This window comes from Nitrospira sp. KM1 (genome assembly GCF_011405515.1).
Taxonomy (GTDB): Bacteria; Nitrospirota; Nitrospiria; order Nitrospirales; family Nitrospiraceae; genus Nitrospira_C.
In genome coordinates this window covers 1,628,394-1,649,672 of sequence record NZ_AP022671.1, presented here as the reverse complement: position 1 = coordinate 1,649,672, position 21,279 = coordinate 1,628,394, and the positions used below count along the sequence as shown (strand labels likewise).

Genomic DNA, 21,279 nt, shown 5'->3' with positions numbered 1-21,279 from the left:
TGGAGCCTAGCGCATGCCTGCCGCGGAGTCTTCCGCCTCGATTCATGTTCTGCCCGATGACGTCATCAGCCGCATCGCGGCGGGTGAAGTGATCGAGCGGCCGGCCGCCGTTGTCAAAGAGTTGATCGAAAACAGTCTGGACGCGGGGAGCCTCGTCATCACTGTGGATGTGAAGGATGGAGGGATGTCCGTCATCCGTGTCACGGATGACGGCGAGGGGATCGGGAGGCGCGACCTTCCTCTGGCCTTCGCGCGTCATGCCACCAGCAAGCTTCGATCGGACCGAGATTTGGTGTCGGTGGAGACCATGGGTTTTCGTGGCGAAGCCCTGCCCAGCATTGCGTCAATTTCCAAGGTGCGGATCACGACAGGAACAGAGCAGGAAAGTGCCGGATCGTTCATGACGCTGACCGGAGGGATTGTGGATGCTGTGCGGGATGCTCCCGCCGTCAAGGGCACGATGATCGAGGTGGCCGACCTGTTCTACAATCAGCCCGTCAGGAAAAAATTCCTCAGATCCGTCCCGACCGAGTTCTCCCACATCAATCAGGTGGTCCAACAAGCCGGTTTGGCTCGACCAGCCGTGCACCTTCGTCTGCTGCATAATGGCCAAGAAGTCCTCAATTATCCGTCCGTGGCATCGGACAGAGATAGAATTCTGCAGGTCTATCGGCATCTGTTTCTCGATCGGACATTCGACGTACGGGGTCGGATTCCAGGGTATGCCGTGTCAGGCGTCGCGGTGGACCCTGTCCGGGCCAAGTCCTCCAAGCTTCCTCAAGATGTGTTTGTGAATCGTCGGCCGGTGCGGAATGCCACCGTGTTTCACGCGGTGACTGAAGGGTATGGCGCCTTCCTTGCCAAAGGTTTGAATCCTACCTATGTGCTCTTTCTTGAGATCGAGCCGGATTGCGTCGATGTGAATGTTCATCCTGCCAAGCGCGAAGTCCGTTTTTCGCAACCCGACATGGTGCATCGGTTGATTCGTCATGCCTTGCGCCACGCGCTCGCAGGCCCTGAACGGACGAGCATCAAGGGAACCCAACACGCCGGCGTTGCGGCAGAGGTGACGCCAACGGCTTCGATCACATCGAAACCATGCGACCAACGCCATGACCCAAACCAGCCTCAAACCGGCCCGCAAGATGCGACGCCGAGGACATATGACCGGATGTCCTCCAGCGACGAACAGCTTGAGTTCGCACACGAGCCAGGGGGGGCGTATTCGTCGACGATTTCCGTGGTCCCCCTTGGCCAGATGTTGCAGCGATATCTGGTGGCGCACGTCGGCCAGGAACTTCAGGTCATCGATCAACACACCGCGCATGAACGCGTGCTGTTCCAACGACTCTGGCGAAAGTGGCAGGACCATGATCTTCAGGCGCAACCATTGCTGATCCCCAACCCCGTCGAACTGCCAGTGGCACAGTACGCCCTGCTGGGGAACCATCTTGAGGATCTTGCATCATTGGGGCTGATCATTGAGCCGTTCGGCAGCGGTTCTATGGCCATCATGTCTGTTCCGGTCGGTGTGGGGAAGATCGATGCCGTCTCGTTTGTCCAGGATCTGATGGACGATCTGGCGCAGTGGAACCGAACTCCCTCATTGGAGCATCGCATACAGTCTGTGCTGGCGTCCCTCGCATGTCATAGTGCGATACGAGCCGGCAGAACTATGGCGCTTGCGGAGATTCGCCAATTGGTTCTCGACTGGATCGACGAAGGTCTCATCATGACCTGTCCGCATGGTCGACGCACAGCCTTCCGCCTTTCGACCGATGAGTTGGATAAATTATTCGGACGGGTCGGATGGTCGTGACGGCACCAGCGTTGCATCCAATGTATCGATTGTCTGATGAACAACGGTGGCGGAAGCCGCTGGTCGTGATTCTCGGCCCGACGGCGGTCGGAAAGAGTTCCGTTGCCCTCGAAGTGGCCAAGCATTATGACAGTGAGATTCTTACGGCCGATTCCCGTCAGGTCTATCGCCGGATGGATATCGGCACAGATAAGCCTCTACCGCATGAGCGGCAGGGAGTCATCCATCGGTTAATCGATCTTGTGAATCCGGATGAATCGTTCAATGCCGGCGTTTTCCGGCGAATGGCGGCGGAGTGCATTCGGGACCTTCACGGCCAAGGCCGTCTTCCTCTTCTCGTCGGCGGGACCGGGTTATACGTCCGGGTCTTGCTGCAGGGATTATGCGAAGCTCCTCCCTCGGATCCGTACCTTCGGTCGGAACTGCTTCGACAGGCCGACGAACAGGGGGGAGATGCTTTCTTTGCGAGACTTGCGGAGATTGACCCAGTGTACGCATCGAAACTCCATCCCCGGGACACCTCGAAGGTGCTTCGCGCGATCGAAGTCTATGAGTTGTCCGGCCGGCGCATGTCGGAATTTCACGGTACCCACGCGTTCGGGGAGCGGCCCTATTGCACGTTGATTGTTGGTCTCGATCGAAGCCGCAGTGCCCTCTACCGCAGGATAGAAGACCGCATCGACCGACAATTGGAATGCGGGTTTGTCCAAGAGACGCAACAGCTATTGGCACAGGGCTACAGGCGCGACTGCGCCGCCATGAAAGGTTTGGGCTACAGGCAGGTGGCGGCTTATCTGGCTGGAGAGTACGACTATGACGAAATGGTCAGACAGTTCAAGCGCGACACGCGGCGATTTGCCAAGCGGCAATTGACATGGTTCCGACAGGAACCCGAAGTCGAATGGTTGATGATCGAGGACCACGAACTGCCGGAAACCACGGCGGCCCGCGTGACCGATCGAATCGATCGATTCCTCGCCGGACTGAGCCATTCAGTGTAAGCAGTATTCCGCTGAGAAAGGTGGAACGCAGCATGAGCATGAAAGTGGCCCGAGTCAGCGCGCCGCGGGCTCAGATCGGTATCATCGGAGGGAGCGGTCTCTATGCCATTGACGGACTGAAGGCGGTGCAGGAGATACGCCTCAAGACCCCATTCGGAAGTCCGTCAGATGCCGTGGTGCTGGGAGAATTGAATGGCATACGGGTGGCATTTCTTTCACGGCACGGCAGAGGGCACCGATTCAATCCGTCCGAAATCAACTACCGAGCCAATATCTATGCCTTGAAATCTCTCGGTGTGCGGCGGGTCATTTCTGTCAGCGCGGTTGGAAGCATGAAGGAATCCATTGCACCGGGCGATGTCGTTTTGCCGGATCAGTTTATTGATTGCACGAAGCGCCGTGCCTCGACCTTTTTTGAAGGAGGTGCGGTGGCGCACGTGGCGTTCGCAGAGCCGGTCTGTTCCTCGATGAGCGCCTCTCTTGCCGCGGCTGCCCGAACGAATGAGGCCACGGTTCATCATGGTGGGACATACTTGTGCATCGAGGGGCCGCAGTTTTCCACCAAAGCCGAATCTCGCTTGTACCGTCAATGGGGTGTCAGTGTCATTGGGATGACGAACCTTCCGGAGGCGAAGCTCGCCAGGGAGGCCGAGCTTTGCTATGCCACGGTCGCGTTGGTGACGGATTTCGATTGCTGGCATGAATCGGAAGAGCCGGTGACCGTAGAAGCGATTCTCAACGTCCTGCATCGTAATGTCTCGCTGGCCAAGCGTCTCGTGGCGGCTGCGATCGGTTCCGTCGGTGCCGTCGAGCATTGCGCCTGCCAGGAGGCGTTGGCGCACGCCATTGTGACGGCTCCCAATATGATTCCGCCGAAGCTTCGAACGAAGCTCGCATTGCTGACCAATCGGGTTCTTCCAACACCCTCGAAAGGAAAACGGTGATCTCATGGGTACCTTGCTTGTCGTCGGTTCTGTCGCGTTGGATACGGTGAAAACGCCGTTCGGTGAAGTGGAGGAAGTTCTCGGCGGGTCGGCTACATATTTTTCAACCTCGGCCAGTTATTTCACGCAGGTCAATCTCATCGCGGTGGTCGGAGAGGACTTTCCGTCACAGCACCTTGCGTTTCTCGAGGGTCGCAAGATCAACCTGACAGGCCTTGAACGTCGTCCTGGCGCCACGTTCAGGTGGAAAGGGGAATATACTCACCAGCTCAACGAGGCACATACCCTCGACACGAAACTCAACGTCTTCGAAACCTTTCGGCCGAAAATTCCCGATGCGTATCGAAATCCCGACGTGCTATTCCTGGGAAACATCGATCCGGAACTGCAACTCGACGTGCTGCAAAAGCTGCCACGGCCTCCGCTGGTCGCATGCGATACCATGAACTTTTGGATCAACGGCAAGCAGGAAGCCCTGTGGAAGGTTCTCGAAAAGGTCGATATTCTGATCATCAACGACGGGGAAGCGCGCGCGCTCGGAGGCGAGTCGAACCTTGTCAAAGTTGCGCAGAAAGTTTTGTCGAGAGGTCCCAAGCATCTCATCATCAAGCGGGGCGAATACGGCGTCTTGATGTTCAACGAGAAACAGATATTCGGCGCCCCGGCCTTTCCTCTTGAGGATGTCCGAGATCCCACGGGGGCTGGGGATACCTTTGCCGGCGGATTTCTCGGGTATTTGGCTGCCACGGGAAATCGGACCGTTGAGGGGTTCAAACAAGCGATCATCTTCGGAAGCGTGATGGCATCGTTTACCGTAGAAGCCTTTAGTCTTGACCGTTTACGAACTCTAGATTACAAAGAGATCCAGGACCGTTTCAGAGCGTTCAAGCAGTTGACGCACTTTGAGGACATTCGTTGAGCAAAGGTGAGTCCAGAGGGCTCGTGTTGCGTTCCGCGACGGCGGTGGCGGCGGGATTCGTTCTTCTCGCCGGTTCGGTCGCGGGTTGTGCGACCTCGGAGGAATCGCGACAAAGATCGAAGGGGTATTATCAGGAGGGACTCGCCAGTTTAGATACCGACCGGCAGAAAGCATACGTATCGTTTCAACGGGCGGTACAATTGAATCCCGATAACAAAGAGGCCCGGTACGGGCTCGGCCATATTCTGGCGTCCCAGGGAAAGATGGCTCAGGCTGAGCAAGAATTCCGGGAAGCGATCAAGATCGACGAACATTATTCAGAAGCGCATGCCTATCTAGGCCAGGTGCTCATCAGCCAGGATCGATGGAAGGAAGCGATTGCGTCGTTTCGAACCGCCCTCAGCAATCCGTTGTATTCCACCCCCGATCTCGCCCGGTTTCATCTCGGTAGAGCCTTGGCGCACGAAGGCGACTTACAGGGGGCTATGGAAGCGTTCGAGGACGCGCTCGTCGTCAATCCGCCCAATGTTCCTCCGGTCATGTCCAATCTGGAACTTGGACGCGTCTATTACAAATTGGGGTTTGAACGTCGCGCGAGAGAAACACTGACGAAAGTCACCATCATGGACAAAAATGGAGAATTCGGGTCGGCCGCGAAGGACATCCTCGCCAAGTTGAAACCCTGAGCACATCATGGAATCGATCGGAGAATTTTTCAGACAGGTACGAGAGACCAAGGGATTGACCATCGAAGAGGTCGCCTCCAAGACGAGAATCCGGTCCGACTTCGTGAAGGCGCTCGAAGAGGGTAATTTTGCAAAGCTCCCGGATCAAGTCTTTGCACGGGGATTCGTCAGATCCTATGCCCGATCGCTGGGGCTGGATGAAGAGGACGCCATTCACCGGTTTACGCAGTCCGCCGGCGCCTTCTATGAAAAGCAGGACGAGCGAGAGCGGCTGAAGGTTCGGCAGGTCCAAGAGGAGCGCAAGCGTCAGGCCAATCGCAAAGCGGTCGCGATTGCCATCGGCATCGCCATTCTGACGCTGATATTCCTGCTGAGTCGTGAACAGACTTCCCTCTTGGTGCATCGCTCCGGCACAGACACCCCAACTCCGTCTAGTAAACGCCCGGCACCGGTCAGTGCCAACCGGGACAGCCAACCGGACGCTCCGCCACGGCAGGAACAGGAAGCCTCCGTGGCCTCGACCAAACCCAAAGCACCGGACACCCACGCGCCGATTTTGCCAGTCAAGCCAGAAACTACATCGGCTCGTGTCCAGGCTCCGATTCCAACATCCCCTCCGGCAATCAACCCCTCCGTTCCTCCTACTCCTCCCCCAATCGGCGGTGACGGCCCGCTCGGAGGTCTGTCATTGGAGGGCCCGGCGGTTGAAACAGCCGATCAGCTGGTGCTCGATCTCGAAGCAACCGAGCTAAGCTGGATCGTCATCCAGGTTGACGGGGGAAATCCACAGGAGGCCTTGCTCCGTCCCGGCGAAAAGGCGAAGTGGAAAGGCCAAGAGCAATTCCTATTGACGCTTGGCAATGCGGGAGGGGTCAAGGCCGAGCTCAACGGTAAACCGCAAAGGTCATTCGGTCCGAGCGGAAAAGTGGCCCGCGATATCGTCCTCAAGCGATAAGCTCGAAGATTCTCCCGGCTATTCCATCAGTCGATCTTGTAAGATTCTTTCCTTTCCCATTCATTCTTCTTGGCAAGCAGACACTGGGGCGCGGAGGCGTGATCTGAGGTCCAAACATGTCTCTGGCGCAAGAGATCACGCAAGACTATTATGAGGCCTGTCCTGCAACCGAATGAAATATCGAACAGATAGATCTGAGCATAGATGGCACAACCCTTGATTCATGAGTCGTGCGGGGAGGAGGTGAGGGAGCTCAGAGCGGTAAGCCGTCTTACGCGAATTGTCGCGCAAGACAGCGTAATCACAGTCGAATTGCTTGACATTCCCAGAGCGCCATTGCTATAGTCCCCACGGTTTTTTGCCTTTTTGTCGATATGTTGGCGGCGCGAGCCACTGAATATGCAGTGGGGTCATAATACAAAGGAGGATTTCTGATGGGAAAGTTTTCTATGTTGTTGGGAATCAGCGCAGCCGTGCTGATGTTGTCAGCCACCGTGGTGGGAGCCGAAGAAAAAGATCCGACGAAGCCCCGTGTGCCGGCTGATCAGATTGCGGATGCCAAGGCACTGAAGAACCCCGTGGCATCGACTCCGGAAAGCATTGCCAAGGGCAAGGCTCTGTTCGAAGGAAAAGGTACCTGCTTCAACTGTCACGGGAAGGAAGGAAAGGGCGACGGTCCTGCGGGCGCGATCCTGAATCCCAGTCCTCGGGATTTCACAAACTGCAAGTTCCACAAGAAGCGGAAAGACGGTGAGCTGTTCTGGGTGATTAAGAACGGCAGCGCGGGCACCGGAATGGTCTCCTTGATTCCTGCCGCGATCAACGAAGAAGAAGCCTGGACGATCATCAACTACGAGCGGAGCTTCTGCAAGAGCGCAGACTAATTGAGACTGCTCGGGTCAGAGTGATGGGGCAGGGAAGTCAGTTCCCTGCCCCATTTTTTTGTCTTCCCGAGTAGGCTCGAGATTCGCTCAAGGCGTTTCGACCGATTTGATGGCCGCCAGTCTGGACAATATCAGTGCACCGGCAGTATCGGTGGGTTTCATGGGCGGAGTCGTGATTGGGCGCTGTTCTTGGCTATACTGTGTCTTCGAGGCCCACAGCACTTTTTGACTGACATAGGCGATAGTTTCTCCAAGTGTGACTTCGGCATCCCTGTTCGTATCGGAGTCTCCCCTCAGCGCGCGCAACAGATAATACGTAAACAACCCATGTCGGTGTTTTTCGTCTTCGAGCGCACGCCCCAATCCATTGATTGCAATGACCTTTGTCGTCCCGCTGCCGGGTGGATGCCAGAGGGGCGCCGCGGGTTTCCCTTTCGTTTCAGATCCAAACCGAAATACCGTTCCATCGAAAAATAAAATCGTCTGCTTTGCTTTCAATCGGCCCAGTGCGGCTTCGAGGTCTTTCAATGGGTAGGCTCTCGACGTGGTAGACAGACTGCCGTCGTAGGGAATCAAGAACACATCACCAGACGGGCCGACCGCGGCGGATCCGGCGAAATAGATCAGGACGACTGAATCCTTGGTCACACGGCCTGGCAACCAATCCAACAAAGCTTCATCGATATCGGGTCGCAATGCTTTCCAGTCCTGGAGCAGACGAACGTTTGAGGCAGGTATGCCCCCTAAAGACTGAAAATAGGTGGCCACCATTTCAGCATCGGACGCGCCGTATTTTCTCGTGGACAGCTGTTGGTCGCGATAGGAACCGACTCCGATCGACAACAGATAGGTCTGAGGCCGTCTGAATCCGTCCGCCGCGGCGGGCACATGGTCCACGTCGTCGGTTTTCATGCCTGTCGGTTGAATCGTCAAACTAAGGAGTTGAGAAGGTGGCGATGGGACGGCCGGGTCTGCGACCGTGACATGAATCTCACCTTTCTGAGGCTGCACGGATTGGGGAAGCGTCGCGGCAAATTCGAGCGACCGGGATTGTCCTGGCTGTAGCCGGCCCACGGACAGAGTCGTGGCTGGAAACTGGGCAGTGAGCGACGGGGTGCCGCTGATGGTCGCGGCCGCGCGCTGTAATTCCTGATCTCCTGTATTGACGACATCGACGCGCACGCGAATCCGCTCACCCCCTTCGAGGATCAGATTGCTATTTTCATCCAACAGGGTCGCTTTGAACGAAATTGCCGATGCGGATGTCGCAGCCAGGCCTGTCGCCGCGACCGCTCCCGTTGCCGCGGCTGTTGCCGCGGTGGGCTTGACGGTTTCGAGCTGCCCCGGGGCGATTGGTGCGCGCCCCGAGTCGAGCTTGCTTCTGGCTCCTTCGGAAAACCTGAGGGCAAATTCCCGGGCGGCGTTCCGAACGAAGGGAGCCAGCACATAATCGCAATTCTTTTGCATGGGTTCGATGCGGACCCGGTCCTTCCACATCACCTGGATGTCTTGCTCCCCGATCAGATTGCCGGCCTGGTCGGTATAGGAGACGAGACCCCCGAGTTGCAGTTCCGTCGGTGCCCTGTCATACAGACCGTCCATTCGAAGAACGAACGAATTTTGGACCAGTTTGACATGTACCATGACGTCAGGCTTTGCGCTGGATCCCGGCAAAACCACCGTTTTGAAAGTTCGGTTCGCCGTTTCGACCAGGGCATCCTCCAGAGGGGTGCCGATATCAAAAATTTGGAGATGGCCGCAATTATCGGCATATTCGACTGTCGCTTCAGTCAATGACTTGGATAATTCGAGTGAAGCCGTCTGGGAGAGACGAGGCCCGAGATTGGGCAGCTCGACCTGGCTTGCACAGCCGTACCAGACAAACCCGCCGAGAATGAGCGTGAGACGCCAGGCATTCATAAAGGGAGAGGATGTCCTGATTCTAGCCCGAACGATACACCGGCCTGTCAGCATGGAAGGTCACCAACCGTACCGGAATCACTGGCTGAAAGCAACTTGTCAGAGCATTCCGGCTCCTCTATCCTACCGCGGATGGTCGTCTTGGGTTTGTCGAACATGCGTGACGCAGCGGCGGCTCTGGTGGACAACGGCCGGATCATTGCCGCGGCGGAAGAAGAGCGGTTCGCACGGACCAAGCATGTCACCGCCTTGCCGGTAGGAGCAATCCGGTATTGTTTGCAACAGGCAGGCGTGCGACTTTGCGACCTCGATGCTGTGGCGGTGCCGTGGAAATTCTGGCAGATCGGCCGACGGGTGGGTCTCGCCGTCGGCTCCATGCTGCGGTCTCCCCAACTGTTTCTGGTGAAGGGAAAGAGGAGCGCCGAGCGGTCCGTCGAGTGGAAGGAACTCGCACTTCTGCGGCGGACGCTGTCGAATCGGATCGACGGCACGCACAGTCCGGCTCCCGTCTTTCTCGATCATCATATTTGCCATGCGGCCAGCGCCGTGCTCACCGCCCCGTTCGATTCTTCCGCGGTGCTCGTGGCCGACGGTGCATCCGAGGCTCATACGACCACGCTGGCTCGGGCTGGTCCACGTCGCATTGACATACTCAAACGGGTACGACTGCCGCATTCGCTCGGACAATTCTATGCCGCGATCACTGCCTATCTGGGATTCAAGCCCGACCAGGACGAATATATTGTGATGGGCCTGGCCGCTTACGGCGAGCCTCTCTTTGCCCGGCAACTCGGATCTGAAGTGCTCAAGCTCTTGCCCGACGGAGCGTTTCAGCTCAACACGGGACTATTGGATTTTCATCTCGCACGAGAACGTATTTTTGTCCGACAGTTCGTCGATCTGTTCGGTCCCGCGAGGTTACCGGGTGAAGATGTGACTCAGCGCCATCGCGACATGGCAGCCAGTGCACAACTGGTCATTGAAAATACGTTGTTGCATCTCGCGCGCCACCTGAAGGCCTCGACTCGCGACGACAGGCTTTGTCTTGTCGGTGGCGTGGCGTACAACTGCGTCGCGAATTCACGGATATTCCGGGAAGCCGGATTTCGTGAGGTGTATGTTCCACCCGCGGCGGGAGATTCCGGGGCTGCACTTGGGGCGGCGCTATGGTTGAGCAGCCGGCGCGGAGCGGACGCCGACCGCACGCCCATGAAGTCAGCAGCCTGGGGACCCGAGTACGATGATGCCGTATGCCGCCGCGAATTGGAAGGAGCCGGTCTTTGTATTGAGCACCTTCCGGACGACATGCTCTTCGACAAGGTGGCCGGTGAACTTGCCAATGGGCGGCTGGTCTGCTGGTTTCAGGGCCGGATGGAATGGGGACCGAGAGCTTTGGGAAACCGAAGCCTGCTCGCGGATCCTCGCCGAGAGGACATGAGGGCACTGATCAATGCCAAGGTCAAACTTCGTGAACCATTTCGTCCGTTCGCGCCCTCCGTGCTGAAGGAACGGGTTCACGAATTTTTCGATCTTCCGTGTCCATCGCCATTTATGGCGTTCACTGCGCCGGTCCTGGCAGCCGCCAAAGGGTCGATTCCAGCAGTCCTCCACGTGGACGGGACTGCAAGAGTCCAAACAGTGGATGAGTCGAATCCGCGATATCGGGCGCTTCTCGAAGCATTCGACCGGCGCACAGGAGTTCCTGTCCTCCTCAACACTTCATTCAATGTCAACGAGCCGATTGTCTGTACGCCGGCGGACGCGGTTCGCTGTTTCCTACGCACTGATGTCGACTGGTTAGTCATGGGCAATCTGCTGGCCTCACGGCCTCTGGTTCATCGCGTCGGATGAAGCGGCCCGCGATCGAAGGAGCGTCCGATCGTTCTTTGCGGGCGACTCCTCTGCTGCTCCTCCTCGGCGTGATCGTGCTGAATTTCGTTCTGCAACCGTTGACCGAGCCGGATTTCGGCTGGCATCTGCGCACCGGGTTGGATCTCATGAGCCGCGGATTCCTCCCGCCGCCGGTCGATCCTTATTCGCACACCATGCCCGACTGGCCCTGGGTGGAGCACGCATGGCTGTCGGACATCCTGATAGGCATTGTGTACGACCACAGCGGGGGTCTCGGGGTCATTATCCTGTTCGGAGCCGTCACCGCCGGTGCATGGATGCTAGCGGCCGATCTCACAGCAAGTCTGCCTGCCGGCCGTTATATGGCCTGCGTCTTATCTCTCTGGACCGCGCTGCCGTACTTGGGAGCCAGAACTCAATTGATTTCCCTCCTCGGCCTCGCATTGCTGCTTCGGATGCTTTCAACTTGGTCCGAGGCATCCACCTACTGGGGGATCCCATGCTTGTTTCTCCTATGGAGTAATCTCCACGGTGGATTTCTTGCCGGGATCTTTCTCCTGGGGCTCTACGCGGGCGCATCATCCTTCATGCGGTGGATCGTCACTCGAAACTCAAAATTGGCGGTTCGTCTGGACGAAGCGGTTCCTTCGAAGGCAAGCCTGATACGGCTGTCTATCGTTCTAGGGATCTCCATTCTCGTCACCTTCATCAATCCTTATGGGTGGCGTCTGTACGAAGAAATATTGTCCTCGCTCTCGGACCAATTCATGTTGGCGACCTTACAGGAATGGCAACCACCGGCAATCGATTCAGTCGCGGGCCGGAGTTTCGTATGGTATCTGGGCGGTCTCACTGCCGGGATGCTCTTGTGGTATCGCCGCGTTGAACCAGTCCGCTGGTTCCTTTTAGGCATATTTCTCATGTTGTCGTGGCGGCACATGCGGAATATCCCACTCTTTCTTCTCCTGAGTCTTTCACTCTGCGCCGAGTTGGTTACCGCCGGTCTTCAACAGCTGCGATCGTTCGTGATCGCCGACCGTCAACGTGATAGGTGGTCTATCGCGGCCGTTACCATGGTGACGGGTCTGTTCATCCTATGGTTGGGTCCGGACCATCTCCGGCATGTAGTCGAATCGGGCCGGTATCCGAAGCAATTTTTTCATCGAACGTCTTACCCAATTGAAGCCGTCGATTGGATTCAATCGCACCGCGCAAACCTGGGACAACGTCTCTATAACGATTATCAGTATGGCGGGTTTCTGCTCTGGTGGTTGCCGAACGAAAAGATTTTCATCGATGGGCGGATGCCGGCCTGGCATGTGGGGAAGCGCAGGATCTTTGAAGATTACATGGCGCTCACGGCAGGTACGACCGCCGGATTGGCGGTGCTGGACAAATATGCCGTCGATTGGGCAGTGGTTCGACGCGACACCCTTTTGGATGCGGCATTAGCACGCGAGCCCGAATGGAAGAAAATGTATGAAGACGAGAAGGTTTCGATCTATTCGCTGCTGTCGGAGGTAAGGATGCCGGTTACTTATTAAATGACACTTCACGCTCTGTCGATTGGGCCCGCGAAAAATCGGCCGAAGATAAGCCTGCCTCGTATCGTCCCGTATCATAGTTGTGCTTGATGAGCAGCAGTTCTCGAAGCATGGCCGCCCCGTCCCGTATCACGCGCACTTTTGAACCTGGTTGATCGCACCAATTGACGGGAACTTCGGCAATCCGGTACGGGCGCCGTTGGGCGATGTACAACACTTCGAGGTCGAATCCATAGCCATTGATGGTGGCGACCGAAAACAAATCCTCCGCCGCCTTCTGGCGGAACAATTTGAATCCGCATTGGGTGTCGCTGATTCCGGCAATGCCCAATTGATGTACCGCGAAGTTGAAGAGTCCTCCTAGCCAGGTCCGGTAGAGTTTAGCCTGAACTCGAAACTCCTGCGAGCGGGAGGCAAGTGCGCGGGAGCCGATCGCGAGATCCGCTCCCTGTTCGATCGCGTGTTCCAGCCGGCTCAGTTCATCAATGGGGGTGGCGCCGTCTGCATCGGTGAAGAGTTTCAACGAACCGGTCGCCGCTTGCATTCCCCGCCGAACGGCCGCGCCCTTTCCTTTTCTTGTGGCAAGGCGGAGTAATTTGACCTCCGGGCGGTTCGCAGCAAAGCCCCGCACGATCGATGCGGTCGCATCGCGGCTTCCATCATCGACGACCACCAATTCGTACCAACGGCCTTGAGCGTTGAGGTAGTTCGTGATCCGATCAAGATAAGGCCCAATTCTCGCGGCTTCATTGTGGGCGGGGACGATGACCGAAAGGCTCTTGAACGTCGACTGGTGCTTGGACACCATCTCAAGCCACCTTCTTTGGTTGGGCCCAAAACCTCTGGGCCGTGCGGTCGATCCGAGGTCGTACCGTAACGGACCCACTGAAGGATTACAAGAGGCCGCGGTCAGGCTTGACAGCACAACATGGGGGGAGCGAACGTATATCTGTGGGTGTCAACATCAAAATGAGATTCGTGCGTCAGCGCCCTCAACAGGGAGGTGAGTGATGCGCCACTTGCTTCGAACGATAGGCATTCTCGGCGGGTTCAGTCTACTCGTTTCCTGCGCCTCAGACGTCCCCCCAACGCGAATAGGCGACTACGTTTCTTCGGATCGGGCAAGCGGAGCCGAATCTCTATTGAACGTCGAACCACGGCCCATTCAGGCCGGGCTCGTATTGGTGTCTGATACTTCTGAGGCGGGGGCTGCGCCAAACTTGCCAGATGAAGCGTTGGTCCGACTGGGGGAAAATCTCAAACAGGACATCGAACGCGCTCTTCCGGTGATGATCAAGGAAATCGTACCGGCCGATCACATTCGACCGCAGCCGAACGGCGATTGGCAGCAGTTTACCGATCTCGCGCGGCAACGACGACTCGAGTATCTTGTGGTCGTGGTCGTGTCCAGCACCGAGCAGGAATATCCGGTCACGGTATTTTTGGGTTGGACGACACACGCTCAACCGGGGTACCGGCGTGACAACTGGTCATTGTTGGAACTGGCTCTTTTGGATTTGAAAGACAACAAGACACTCCTGCAGGCGGAAGGCAGGGGATGGGCGACCCTTGATCGGCCGACCGCTCCCGATATCAATCAATGGTATCCGGTCGTCTACCTGCGGCCCCAAGACCCCGAACGGCGCATCTGGCCCCCGACCTATGAAGGAGCGCCCAACACCCTGCGGGTTGTATCTTTCGAGCAGGCCGAGAAACGGCTGGCTTCCAAACTCCAGCATTCATGGCTCTCGGAACTGGAGGAAGCCACAGCGGCGCAGCGAAGCCGTTCCTAGGCCCTGTTTCCCAATGCGTCATGTGTCGCAGGCTGCGTCTCCGTGCGAAGCCGGAGGGTCTATTTGTCTTTGAAGGCATCGAAAAGGATAGTGTAGAATACGAATTCATCTTGAGATCGTCTTTAACATTCTGGAGGAATCTGGCCATGGTGAAGTGGAGCAAGGTCTGTACGAGTCTTCTTGCGATCATATTTCTACTCAGCCTACTTCCTGTCTGGCCGGACGCGCTCGCCGCGGGGGTCCCGCCTGCCATGGCGCAGGGGTTTTCGGACATTGTGAAAAAAGTCACGCCGGCGGTGGTCAATATTGCCGTTACCGGCGGTGGAGAGGGTGGGCGCGGCAGAAGGCCGCTTCCCCCGGGGCCGTTCGGTGGACCTCCTGGGGGCGGTGGTGACGAACCTCCCGGTGGCGGCGAATTGCCTACTCCTCCTCCGATGCCGCCTGGTCCACATGGACGCCCTGATCAAAGCGCAGGATCCGGAGTCATTCTCGATGCGAACGGGTTCATCGTGACCAATAACCACGTCGTCGAAGGGGCGACCCAAATTACGGTGACCTTGAGTGACCGGAGAGAATTTTCCGCCAAGGTTGTGGGTACCGACCCGAAAACCGACCTGGCGGTCGTGAAAATCGATGCCAAGGATCTTCCATCCGTTAAGTGGGCTGAATATGACAAATTGCAGGTCGGTGATCTGGTCTTGGCGATTGGAAGTCCTTTTGGTTTGAGTTCGACGGTGACCCTCGGCATTATCAGTGCGCTCGGACGAGGGAATGTCGGGATCGCCGATTATGAAGATTTCATCCAGACCGATGCTGCGATTAATCCCGGTAACTCGGGGGGAGCGCTGGTCAACATGAACGGGGATTTGATCGGCATCAATACAGCCATTTTTTCGCGCACCGGCGGCTCGGAGGGAATTGGATTCGCGATTCCCAGCAGCATCGCCTTGGATATCGTCGACAGCCTGCAGAAGACCGGCAAAGTGGTACGGGGATGGATGGGGGTGGCGATCCAGGAGATTACGCCCGCTCTGGCCAAATCGTTCAAATTGCCCGAGCAGCGCAAGGGCGTGCTGATCAGCGATGTGAATGAGAACGGTCCGTCCTTCGCGGCTGGTGTGAAACGCGGTGATGTCGTCGTCGCGTTCAACGGAAAAGAGGTGCAGAACGTCAGCCAGTTACGAAATCTGGTCGCCCGGACCGTCGTCGGTAAAGACGCGCAGGTCAAAATCTTGCGCGACGGCAAAGAACAGACGCTCAATATCAAGGTTGCCGAACGCCCGTCCGATGAAATGCTTGCCAAAAAAGAGGCAGCGCCTTCCAAGGAACAGGGAGAGACGATCAAGCCGCCAGATAATGTGCTCGCCTCTCTCAAAGTTCAGCCGTTGGACAGCGCGGTGATGGGCCAGCTCAATATCCCGGCGAAGACCGCCGGAGTCGTCGTCTCCGGTGTCGAACCGGGTGGGGCCGCCGAGGCTGCCGGCATCCAGCGCGGCGACATTATCCAGGAAGTGAATCATGAAGTGGTAAAGAATCTGGACGACTATCAAAAGGCCGCCACCAAAATTAAGAAGGAGGAGCTGGCGGTTCTCCTCCTCAGCCGGCAGGGGAACAATCTGTTCGTCGCGGTCAATCCGAAATAGTCACGGAGGCGGATCTCACTGGCATGCGGCGTTGACCGGGCCGGTGGTGGTTCCCGTCGCGGATAGCGTTCTTCTATGTCGGACGGTTTGAATTCAATCAACCAGTGGCTTCAGGATACGATCTTTAAGCCACTGGAAGACAAAAAAATGCCGGTCATGGAGCATCTCGTCGAGCTCCAGGCCCGGTTGACCCGCACGGTGATTGTCACCGCCCTGGTCTTCGTCGGCACGTTTTTTTATGCCGACACGCTCGTGAAGTGGATTCGAATTCCGCTTCAGAATATGTTCGTGCCCGGGTCTCTGTCGTGGGTGCCCACGGACCTTCCAACCGTGCCGTTCGTCTTTCTGGCTCCTGCTGAGGCGCTGTGGCAAAACGTCAAAGTGGCGGGTCTATTTGCGATCGTGATCGCCACTCCCTACATCCTTATCGAAATCTGGCAATTCGTGGTGCCCGGACTGCACGCGCAGGAACGTCGTTTCGTCGGACCTTTCGTCATTCTCAGCGCCCTGGCATTTTATGCCGGAGTCGGATTTTCATTTTTCTTCGTCCTGCCGTTTGCCTTGAACTTTCTTGTGTCGTACGGCGTAAATGCCGGATTCATTCCTCAACTGTCGATCGCGCAATATGTCGGTTTTGCGCTGTGGTTCTTGATGGTATTCGGTTTCATTTTCGAGGTCCCGCTTGCCATCACGCTGATGGCCAAGTTGGGATGGGTGGACGCACCGTTTTTGAAACGGTATCGTAAATGGGCGTTGTTGGGATCCTTCATTGTGGCGGCCATCCTGACTCCCACCCCGGACCCGTTTAACCAATGTTTGATGGCGTTGCCGATGTATATCTTCTATGAAGTCGGCATTGTCAGTGCAGGATTTTTCAACAAGAAAAAGGCCGATGAGCCTGTGACGGCTGTCGCGCCGTCCGCTGCCGCGGCTGGTGGACCCAAAGCGATGTCTCCGGCCATGTCTGGGTCATCCGGGGGCGATTATGTGGGTGTACCGACCGGGAGTCCACGTCGCTAGAGCCACGATCGGCGGCGGCAGCGAAGAAAGGGTAGTACCACTATGCCTCGCGAATTGAATATCATTCACACTCCGACCTCCGGTGACAGCGACGCCTGTACCTATATGTGGGCCTGCGCGATCTGCGACGAAAATGAATCGTGCCAGAAGGACAAGGAAGGGCACAGTCGCTGGCTTGTGGCGAAGCGGATGGAGCGGATCGAGTACAAAGTGCTGATCATGAGCAACAAGGGGGGCGTGGGCAAGAGCACCTGCACCACGAACATCGCCGTGAGTCTTGCGCTCAAGGGGTGGCACGTAGGCATCTGCGATATGGACATTCACGGGCCGAACATTCCCAAGATGGTGGGCGCGGAGGGGCAGAAGCTCAAGATCAGCACGTCCGGCGGGATCATCCCGTTCCAGGCGTACAATCTGAAAATTGCCTCGATGTCTTTTTTGCTTCAGAATCCCGACGATCCTATCATTTGGCGGGATGCCTACAAGTATGAGTTCATCAATCAGTTGCTGGGAGGAGTCGAATGGCAGGATTTGAATTTCCTGTTGATCGATCTTCCGCCAGGCACGGGCAATGAGTCGGTGACCACGATCGATCTGCTCGGCCAGGTTAGCGGCGCGGTGATCGTGACCACGCCCCAGGAAGTCGCGCTGCTGGACTCGCGCAAATCAGTCACGTTCTGTAAGGACAGCGAGGTGCCGATCATTGGCATCGTCGAGAACATGAGCGGTCTGGAATGTCCCCATTGTCACAAGCATGTCGAGGTGTTTCGAAAAGGCGGTGGAGAAGCCTCCGCCCACGATATGGGCGTACCGTTCCTCGGGAGAATCCCGCTCGATCCCGATGTCGTGACGCAATCCGATGCCGGTGAGCCGTTTGCCATGTTCTACTCGGATACGCCGACGGCCGAGTCCTATCACGAGATCGCCAACAAAGTTGAAACGTTCTGCAAGAAGAGCGGATCACTCGTAAATGTCGCACCGAGACACCATCACTGATGGGAATGCCATGAACGCGCATGACGTAAACCAGGGACTGACGCGACTCGAGGACGCGCAGAAAATCGTGCTCGATGCCACGCCGATGTTGGGGGTCGAAAAAATTTCCATTCTCGACGCTTTAGGTCGCGTGCTGGGCGAAGATATCGTGGTCGAGCGGGACAATCCTCCCTGGGATAACAGTGCCATGGACGGATTCGCCGTGCGGTGGGACGACATCAGACAAGAGCACTCCATTCAGAAGCCGGTGACGTTGGCAGTTATCGAAGACGTGCCGGCAGGAAAGCTGGCGACGAAATCAGTCGGCCCCGGGCAGGCGATACGGATCATGACGGGTGCGCCAATTCCAAAAGGCGCCGACACCGTACTGAAGGTGGAAGACACGGAGCATACGGCGGAATCGGTCCGTGTATTCAAACCAGAAGCGAGAGGCTCCAATATCCGCCCGCAAGGTGAAGACGTGAAGAAAGGTGAACGGATCATCGAAAGGGGCACGAAGATCCGCCCTGGTGAAGCGGGCATGCTGGCGATTTTAGCCAAGTCGTTTATCTTTGCATATCAGCGGCCGCGCGTCGCGATCCTGTCCACGGGAGACGAACTGGCGGATTTGGACGAGCGATTCAGCGAGGAGAAAATCATCAATTCGAACAGCTATGGCATCGCCGCGGCCGTGCAGGACGCCGGCGGTATTCCACTGTTGCTCGGCATTGCACGGGATACCCCTGCCGCATTGAAGGAAAAGATCTCCCACGGGTTGTCGGCCGATATCGTAGTGCTGTCCGGCGGTGTCTCGATGGGTGATTACGATTTTACGAAGAGCGTCTTCCGCGATCTGGGAGCGGACATGAACTTCTGGAAGTTGGCCATCAAACCGGGGCAGCCGCTGGCGTTCGGAAAGATCCAGGGCAAGCTGGCGTTTGGGCTTCCCGGCAATCCCGTGTCTTCGATGGTGACGTTCGAACAACTCGTCCGTCCGGCTATGCTCAAGATGAGCGGTCTGCCGAGCTATGGCCGGCCCATCGTCCAAGCGGTCTTCCAGGAGAAATTTTCCAAGCGTAGGGATCGCCGACACTTTCTTCGCGGAGTGCTGACAAGAGAAGACGGTGCGTTCAAGGTGAGGACGACGGGCGATCAGGGTTCGGGCATGTTGACATCAATGGTCAAGGCCAACTGCCTGATCGATGTGCCGGTAGAAGTGGAACGTCTGAATCCCGGCGATACGGTGAACGTGCAATTGCTGAACGGTGATGCGTGGACGACCCACGCGGAGGTCCATCCTTCAGGCCCTCACCGGATGTCTTGTTGCTAAAAGGGACTCGCGCCTCATGACTGTGCCGATCGTATGCTTCGTCGGGAAATCGAACAGCGGCAAAACGACATTCATCGAACGTGTTATTCCTGAACTTGTCCGAGCCGGGTACAAAGTCGCGACGGTGAAACATGCCGGGCACGGGTTCGATCTTGATACCGAAGGGAAAGACAGTTGGCGTCATAAACAGGCGGGTGCCAGTGCCGTCGTCATCTTGTCCAAGGGGAGCATGGCGATGTTTGCGGATGTCTCGGACCAGATGAAGGTCGAAGATGTGCGCGACCGGTTTTTGGACGGCTCGTACGATTTAATCGTCGCGGAAGGTTGGAAACACGAAGGTTATCCCAAAATCGTCATCGCGCGCGAACAAGTGGGAGAAATTCCAATTTCGGCGGAAGGGTTGCTGGCCGTCGTGTCCGACAGACCGCAGAATCTCGGCGTTCCCGCATTCGATCTCAACGACGTCTCGGGGGTTGCCGCGCTGATTATGAACCACTATCCTCTTCGGCGTTTACGTCCGGAGCATGAACTGGACGTCTAGGACGACCATCGGGGTGGTCCTGCTCGCCGGCGCCGTCGCGTTGGGGAGCATCGCCGTTCCCCTCACCAATCACCCGAAATTCTGCGCCAGTTGTCATACGATCGCTCCTTCGTACGAAAGCTGGGTACAGTCGTCGCACAAGGACGTGACGTGTGTGGCATGCCATGTTCGGCCAGGAATTGGCGGGTGGCTCCACGACAAGGCCTGGGCCGGGACCAAAGACTTAGCCATCTATTGGCTGGGCACACCAACCAGTCCGCATGAATTGCAGGCCAAGGTCGATTCAGATATGTGCATCGGTTGTCACCGCGCTATCCTCCGAGTCTCCGAAGTGTCCCCGCGAGACCTTCCGCAACCGGTGAAGGATGTCGGTCTTGTAATGAGTCATCGCAAGCACATGGAGGCGTTCGGGACCCGAGCAAAGGGCGAAGGCTGTACAACCTGTCATGCGGGAGTCGTCCATGACCAGCCGATCAAAGGCTATCCGATCGTCATCCCCCGCGGACATGTGTCCGCCGATACCAAGCCTTGGTATCCCGACCACCCGGACGGATCGTATCTGCGTACCAGGGCTCTGAGCGATTGCTTTCGCTGCCATGATGGTCGATCGGAACATGCGGGCAAGGTCATCGATCGAAAATGCGAGAGTTGCCATTTAGCCGACAAAATCAAGGATTTTCTGTCCTTCTAACCCAGGTGAGTGCACCAGTGACGGCTCCAGTCCCGGTCCTCGAGGTCTCCAATCTCTGCAAACGCTTCGGCGATTTCCATGCCGTCAATGGGATTTCGTTCGTGATCAAACCCGGTGAAATCCTCGGGTTGCTCGGTCCCAACGGAGCGGGGAAAACCACGACGATTCATATGTTGCTGGGAGTGATCACGCCGACGTCTGGATCCATCCGCATGTTCGGACTGGATCTCGAACGCCACCGCGAAGAGATCCTCCAGCAAGTCAATTTTTCGTCGACCTATATTTCGTTGCCCATGGCCTTGACCGTGGAGGAAAATCTGCGAGTCGTCGCGCGTTTGTACGGCGTACAGGACGCGGATAGGCGGATCGACGACATGGTTAAGAAATTGGAAATGGACGAATTCAGGCGGAAGGTCACCAGGAAACTCTCGTCCGGTCAGATGACGCGACTCACGCTGGCCAAAGCGTTTCTCACCGGTCCCAAGATGCTGTTCCTGGACGAGCCGACGGCCAGCCTCGATCCCGATATTGCCCACAAGATACGTGCTCTTCTCAAAGAGGAACAGCGTTCTGCAGGATTGAGCATCCTCTATACGTCCCACAATATGCGCGAGATGGAGGAGATGTCCGACCGTATTGTGTTTCTCCAGCGTGGAAAAGTCGTGGCGGAGGGCACCGCACAGGAAATCGTCGCGCGCTTTGGCCAAGCCGACCTCGAGGAAGTGTTTCTGACACTGGCAAGAGAGTCACGACAACTATAGGG

At 57.0% G+C, this 21,279-nt stretch carries 19 protein-coding genes; 17 read left to right on the top strand and 2 right to left on the bottom strand.

Annotated features, from left to right (window positions below; all coding sequences use genetic code 11):
- Window positions 1–13 precede the first annotated feature (13 nt).
- From mutL to W02_RS07460, 7 genes are all read left to right on the top strand, one after another.
- On the top strand, window positions 14–1,819 hold the full coding sequence (mutL, locus tag W02_RS07490) for a DNA mismatch repair endonuclease MutL (RefSeq protein WP_173046327.1): 1,806 nt from the start codon (window positions 14–16) through the stop codon (window positions 1,817–1,819).
- Window positions 1,816–2,820, top strand: a complete 1,005-nt coding sequence (gene miaA / locus W02_RS07485; RefSeq protein ID WP_173046325.1) for a tRNA (adenosine(37)-N6)-dimethylallyltransferase MiaA — start codon at window positions 1,816–1,818, stop codon at window positions 2,818–2,820. Before mutL ends, miaA begins: the two co-directional genes overlap by 4 nt.
- A gap of 38 nt (window positions 2,821–2,858) precedes the next feature.
- Window positions 2,859–3,764, top strand: a complete 906-nt coding sequence (mtnP, locus tag W02_RS07480; RefSeq protein ID WP_173051399.1) for an S-methyl-5'-thioadenosine phosphorylase — start codon at window positions 2,859–2,861, stop codon at window positions 3,762–3,764.
- A 4-nt stretch (window positions 3,765–3,768) separates the two neighbouring features.
- Window positions 3,769–4,683 carry a PfkB family carbohydrate kinase gene (locus W02_RS07475; RefSeq protein WP_173046323.1) on the top strand — a complete coding sequence of 305 codons (915 nt, stop codon included), beginning with the start codon at window positions 3,769–3,771 and terminating at the stop codon, window positions 4,681–4,683.
- Entirely contained in the window at window positions 4,680–5,369 is a 690-nt protein-coding gene (locus W02_RS07470) for a tol-pal system YbgF family protein (RefSeq protein ID WP_173046321.1), read from the top strand. The genes W02_RS07475 and W02_RS07470 overlap by 4 nt, the downstream gene beginning before the upstream one ends.
- Window positions 5,370–5,376: 7 nt before the next feature.
- Complete coding sequence (locus W02_RS07465) at window positions 5,377–6,324, top strand: helix-turn-helix domain-containing protein (RefSeq protein ID WP_173046319.1); 948 nt, start codon at window positions 5,377–5,379, stop codon at window positions 6,322–6,324.
- Window positions 6,325–6,758: 434 nt separating this feature from the next.
- Window positions 6,759–7,208 (top strand): c-type cytochrome, encoded by a 450-nt coding sequence (locus W02_RS07460; protein ID WP_173046317.1) that lies wholly within the window; start codon window positions 6,759–6,761, stop codon window positions 7,206–7,208.
- Window positions 7,209–7,295: 87 nt separating this feature from the next.
- On the opposite strand, the gene W02_RS07455 is transcribed toward W02_RS07460, so the two are convergent.
- A complete protein-coding gene (locus W02_RS07455) occupies window positions 7,296–9,128 on the bottom strand; it encodes a hypothetical protein (protein ID WP_173046315.1) in 1,833 nt (610 codons plus the stop codon).
- Window positions 9,129–9,260: 132 nt separating this feature from the next.
- Between W02_RS07455 and W02_RS07450 the strand changes: the two genes are divergently transcribed.
- On the top strand, window positions 9,261–10,979 hold the full coding sequence (locus tag W02_RS07450) for a carbamoyltransferase C-terminal domain-containing protein (RefSeq protein ID WP_255458586.1): 1,719 nt from the start codon (window positions 9,261–9,263) through the stop codon (window positions 10,977–10,979).
- A complete protein-coding gene (locus W02_RS07445) occupies window positions 10,976–12,523 on the top strand; it encodes a hypothetical protein (protein WP_173046311.1) in 1,548 nt (515 codons plus the stop codon). The genes W02_RS07450 and W02_RS07445 overlap by 4 nt, the downstream gene beginning before the upstream one ends.
- Here W02_RS07445 and W02_RS07440 read toward each other — a convergent pair.
- The gene (locus tag W02_RS07440) at window positions 12,513–13,331 is read right to left on the bottom strand and encodes a dolichyl-phosphate beta-glucosyltransferase (RefSeq protein ID WP_173046309.1); all 819 of its coding nucleotides are present in this window, start codon (window positions 13,329–13,331) and stop codon (window positions 12,513–12,515) included. The genes W02_RS07445 and W02_RS07440 overlap by 11 nt on opposite strands.
- Before the next feature lie 202 nt (window positions 13,332–13,533).
- Between W02_RS07440 and W02_RS07435 the strand changes: the two genes are divergently transcribed.
- The 8 genes from W02_RS07435 (at window position 13,534) to W02_RS07400 (ending at window position 21,277) form a co-directional block, all read left to right on the top strand.
- Complete coding sequence (locus W02_RS07435) at window positions 13,534–14,316, top strand: hypothetical protein (protein WP_173046307.1); 783 nt, start codon at window positions 13,534–13,536, stop codon at window positions 14,314–14,316.
- 146 nt (window positions 14,317–14,462) lie between these two features.
- Entirely contained in the window at window positions 14,463–15,959 is a 1,497-nt protein-coding gene (locus W02_RS07430; protein WP_173046305.1) for a Do family serine endopeptidase, read from the top strand.
- A gap of 75 nt (window positions 15,960–16,034) precedes the next feature.
- Entirely contained in the window at window positions 16,035–16,979 is a 945-nt protein-coding gene (gene tatC / locus W02_RS07425; protein ID WP_173046304.1) for a twin-arginine translocase subunit TatC, read from the top strand.
- 42 nt (window positions 16,980–17,021) lie between these two features.
- Entirely contained in the window at window positions 17,022–17,975 is a 954-nt protein-coding gene (locus W02_RS07420; protein ID WP_173046303.1) for an Mrp/NBP35 family ATP-binding protein, read from the top strand.
- Window positions 17,950–19,284 (top strand): gephyrin-like molybdotransferase Glp, encoded by a 1,335-nt coding sequence (gene glp / locus W02_RS07415; RefSeq protein WP_232068678.1) that lies wholly within the window; start codon window positions 17,950–17,952, stop codon window positions 19,282–19,284. The genes W02_RS07420 and glp overlap by 26 nt, the downstream gene beginning before the upstream one ends.
- Before the next feature lie 16 nt (window positions 19,285–19,300).
- The gene (mobB, locus tag W02_RS07410; protein ID WP_173046302.1) at window positions 19,301–19,825 is read left to right on the top strand and encodes a molybdopterin-guanine dinucleotide biosynthesis protein B; all 525 of its coding nucleotides are present in this window, start codon (window positions 19,301–19,303) and stop codon (window positions 19,823–19,825) included.
- Complete coding sequence (locus tag W02_RS07405; RefSeq protein WP_173046300.1) at window positions 19,809–20,516, top strand: NapC/NirT family cytochrome c; 708 nt, start codon at window positions 19,809–19,811, stop codon at window positions 20,514–20,516. Before mobB ends, W02_RS07405 begins: the two co-directional genes overlap by 17 nt.
- Before the next feature lie 17 nt (window positions 20,517–20,533).
- Window positions 20,534–21,277 carry an ABC transporter ATP-binding protein gene (locus W02_RS07400; RefSeq protein WP_232068677.1) on the top strand — a complete coding sequence of 248 codons (744 nt, stop codon included), beginning with the start codon at window positions 20,534–20,536 and terminating at the stop codon, window positions 21,275–21,277.
- Window positions 21,278–21,279 lie beyond the last annotated feature (2 nt).

What these genes read in the sequence shown, in the direction of transcription:
- W02_RS07445 (WP_173046311.1), top strand. Translation starts at nt 10,976, where the DNA reads ATGAAGCGGCCCGCGATCGAAGGAGCGTCCGATCGTTCTTTGCGGGCG.
- glp (WP_232068678.1), top strand. Translation starts at nt 17,950, where the DNA reads ATGTCGCACCGAGACACCATCACTGATGGGAATGCCATGAACGCGCAT.
- mobB (WP_173046302.1), top strand. Translation starts at nt 19,301, where the DNA reads ATGACTGTGCCGATCGTATGCTTCGTCGGGAAATCGAACAGCGGCAAA.
- W02_RS07460 (WP_173046317.1), top strand. Translation starts at nt 6,759, where the DNA reads ATGGGAAAGTTTTCTATGTTGTTGGGAATCAGCGCAGCCGTGCTGATG.
- W02_RS07440 (WP_173046309.1), bottom strand. Translation starts at nt 13,331, where the DNA reads ATGGTGTCCAAGCACCAGTCGACGTTCAAGAGCCTTTCGGTCATCGTC.
- W02_RS07405 (WP_173046300.1), top strand. Translation starts at nt 19,809, where the DNA reads ATGAACTGGACGTCTAGGACGACCATCGGGGTGGTCCTGCTCGCCGGC.
- W02_RS07455 (WP_173046315.1), bottom strand. Translation starts at nt 9,128, where the DNA reads ATGAATGCCTGGCGTCTCACGCTCATTCTCGGCGGGTTTGTCTGGTAC.
- W02_RS07420 (WP_173046303.1), top strand. Translation starts at nt 17,022, where the DNA reads ATGCCTCGCGAATTGAATATCATTCACACTCCGACCTCCGGTGACAGC.
- W02_RS07475 (WP_173046323.1), top strand. Translation starts at nt 3,769, where the DNA reads ATGGGTACCTTGCTTGTCGTCGGTTCTGTCGCGTTGGATACGGTGAAA.
- W02_RS07450 (WP_255458586.1), top strand. Translation starts at nt 9,261, where the DNA reads ATGGTCGTCTTGGGTTTGTCGAACATGCGTGACGCAGCGGCGGCTCTG.
- W02_RS07430 (WP_173046305.1), top strand. Translation starts at nt 14,463, where the DNA reads ATGGTGAAGTGGAGCAAGGTCTGTACGAGTCTTCTTGCGATCATATTT.
- tatC (WP_173046304.1), top strand. Translation starts at nt 16,035, where the DNA reads ATGTCGGACGGTTTGAATTCAATCAACCAGTGGCTTCAGGATACGATC.
- mutL (WP_173046327.1), top strand. Translation starts at nt 14, where the DNA reads ATGCCTGCCGCGGAGTCTTCCGCCTCGATTCATGTTCTGCCCGATGAC.
- W02_RS07435 (WP_173046307.1), top strand. Translation starts at nt 13,534, where the DNA reads ATGCGCCACTTGCTTCGAACGATAGGCATTCTCGGCGGGTTCAGTCTA.
- W02_RS07465 (WP_173046319.1), top strand. Translation starts at nt 5,377, where the DNA reads ATGGAATCGATCGGAGAATTTTTCAGACAGGTACGAGAGACCAAGGGA.
- mtnP (WP_173051399.1), top strand. Translation starts at nt 2,859, where the DNA reads ATGAAAGTGGCCCGAGTCAGCGCGCCGCGGGCTCAGATCGGTATCATC.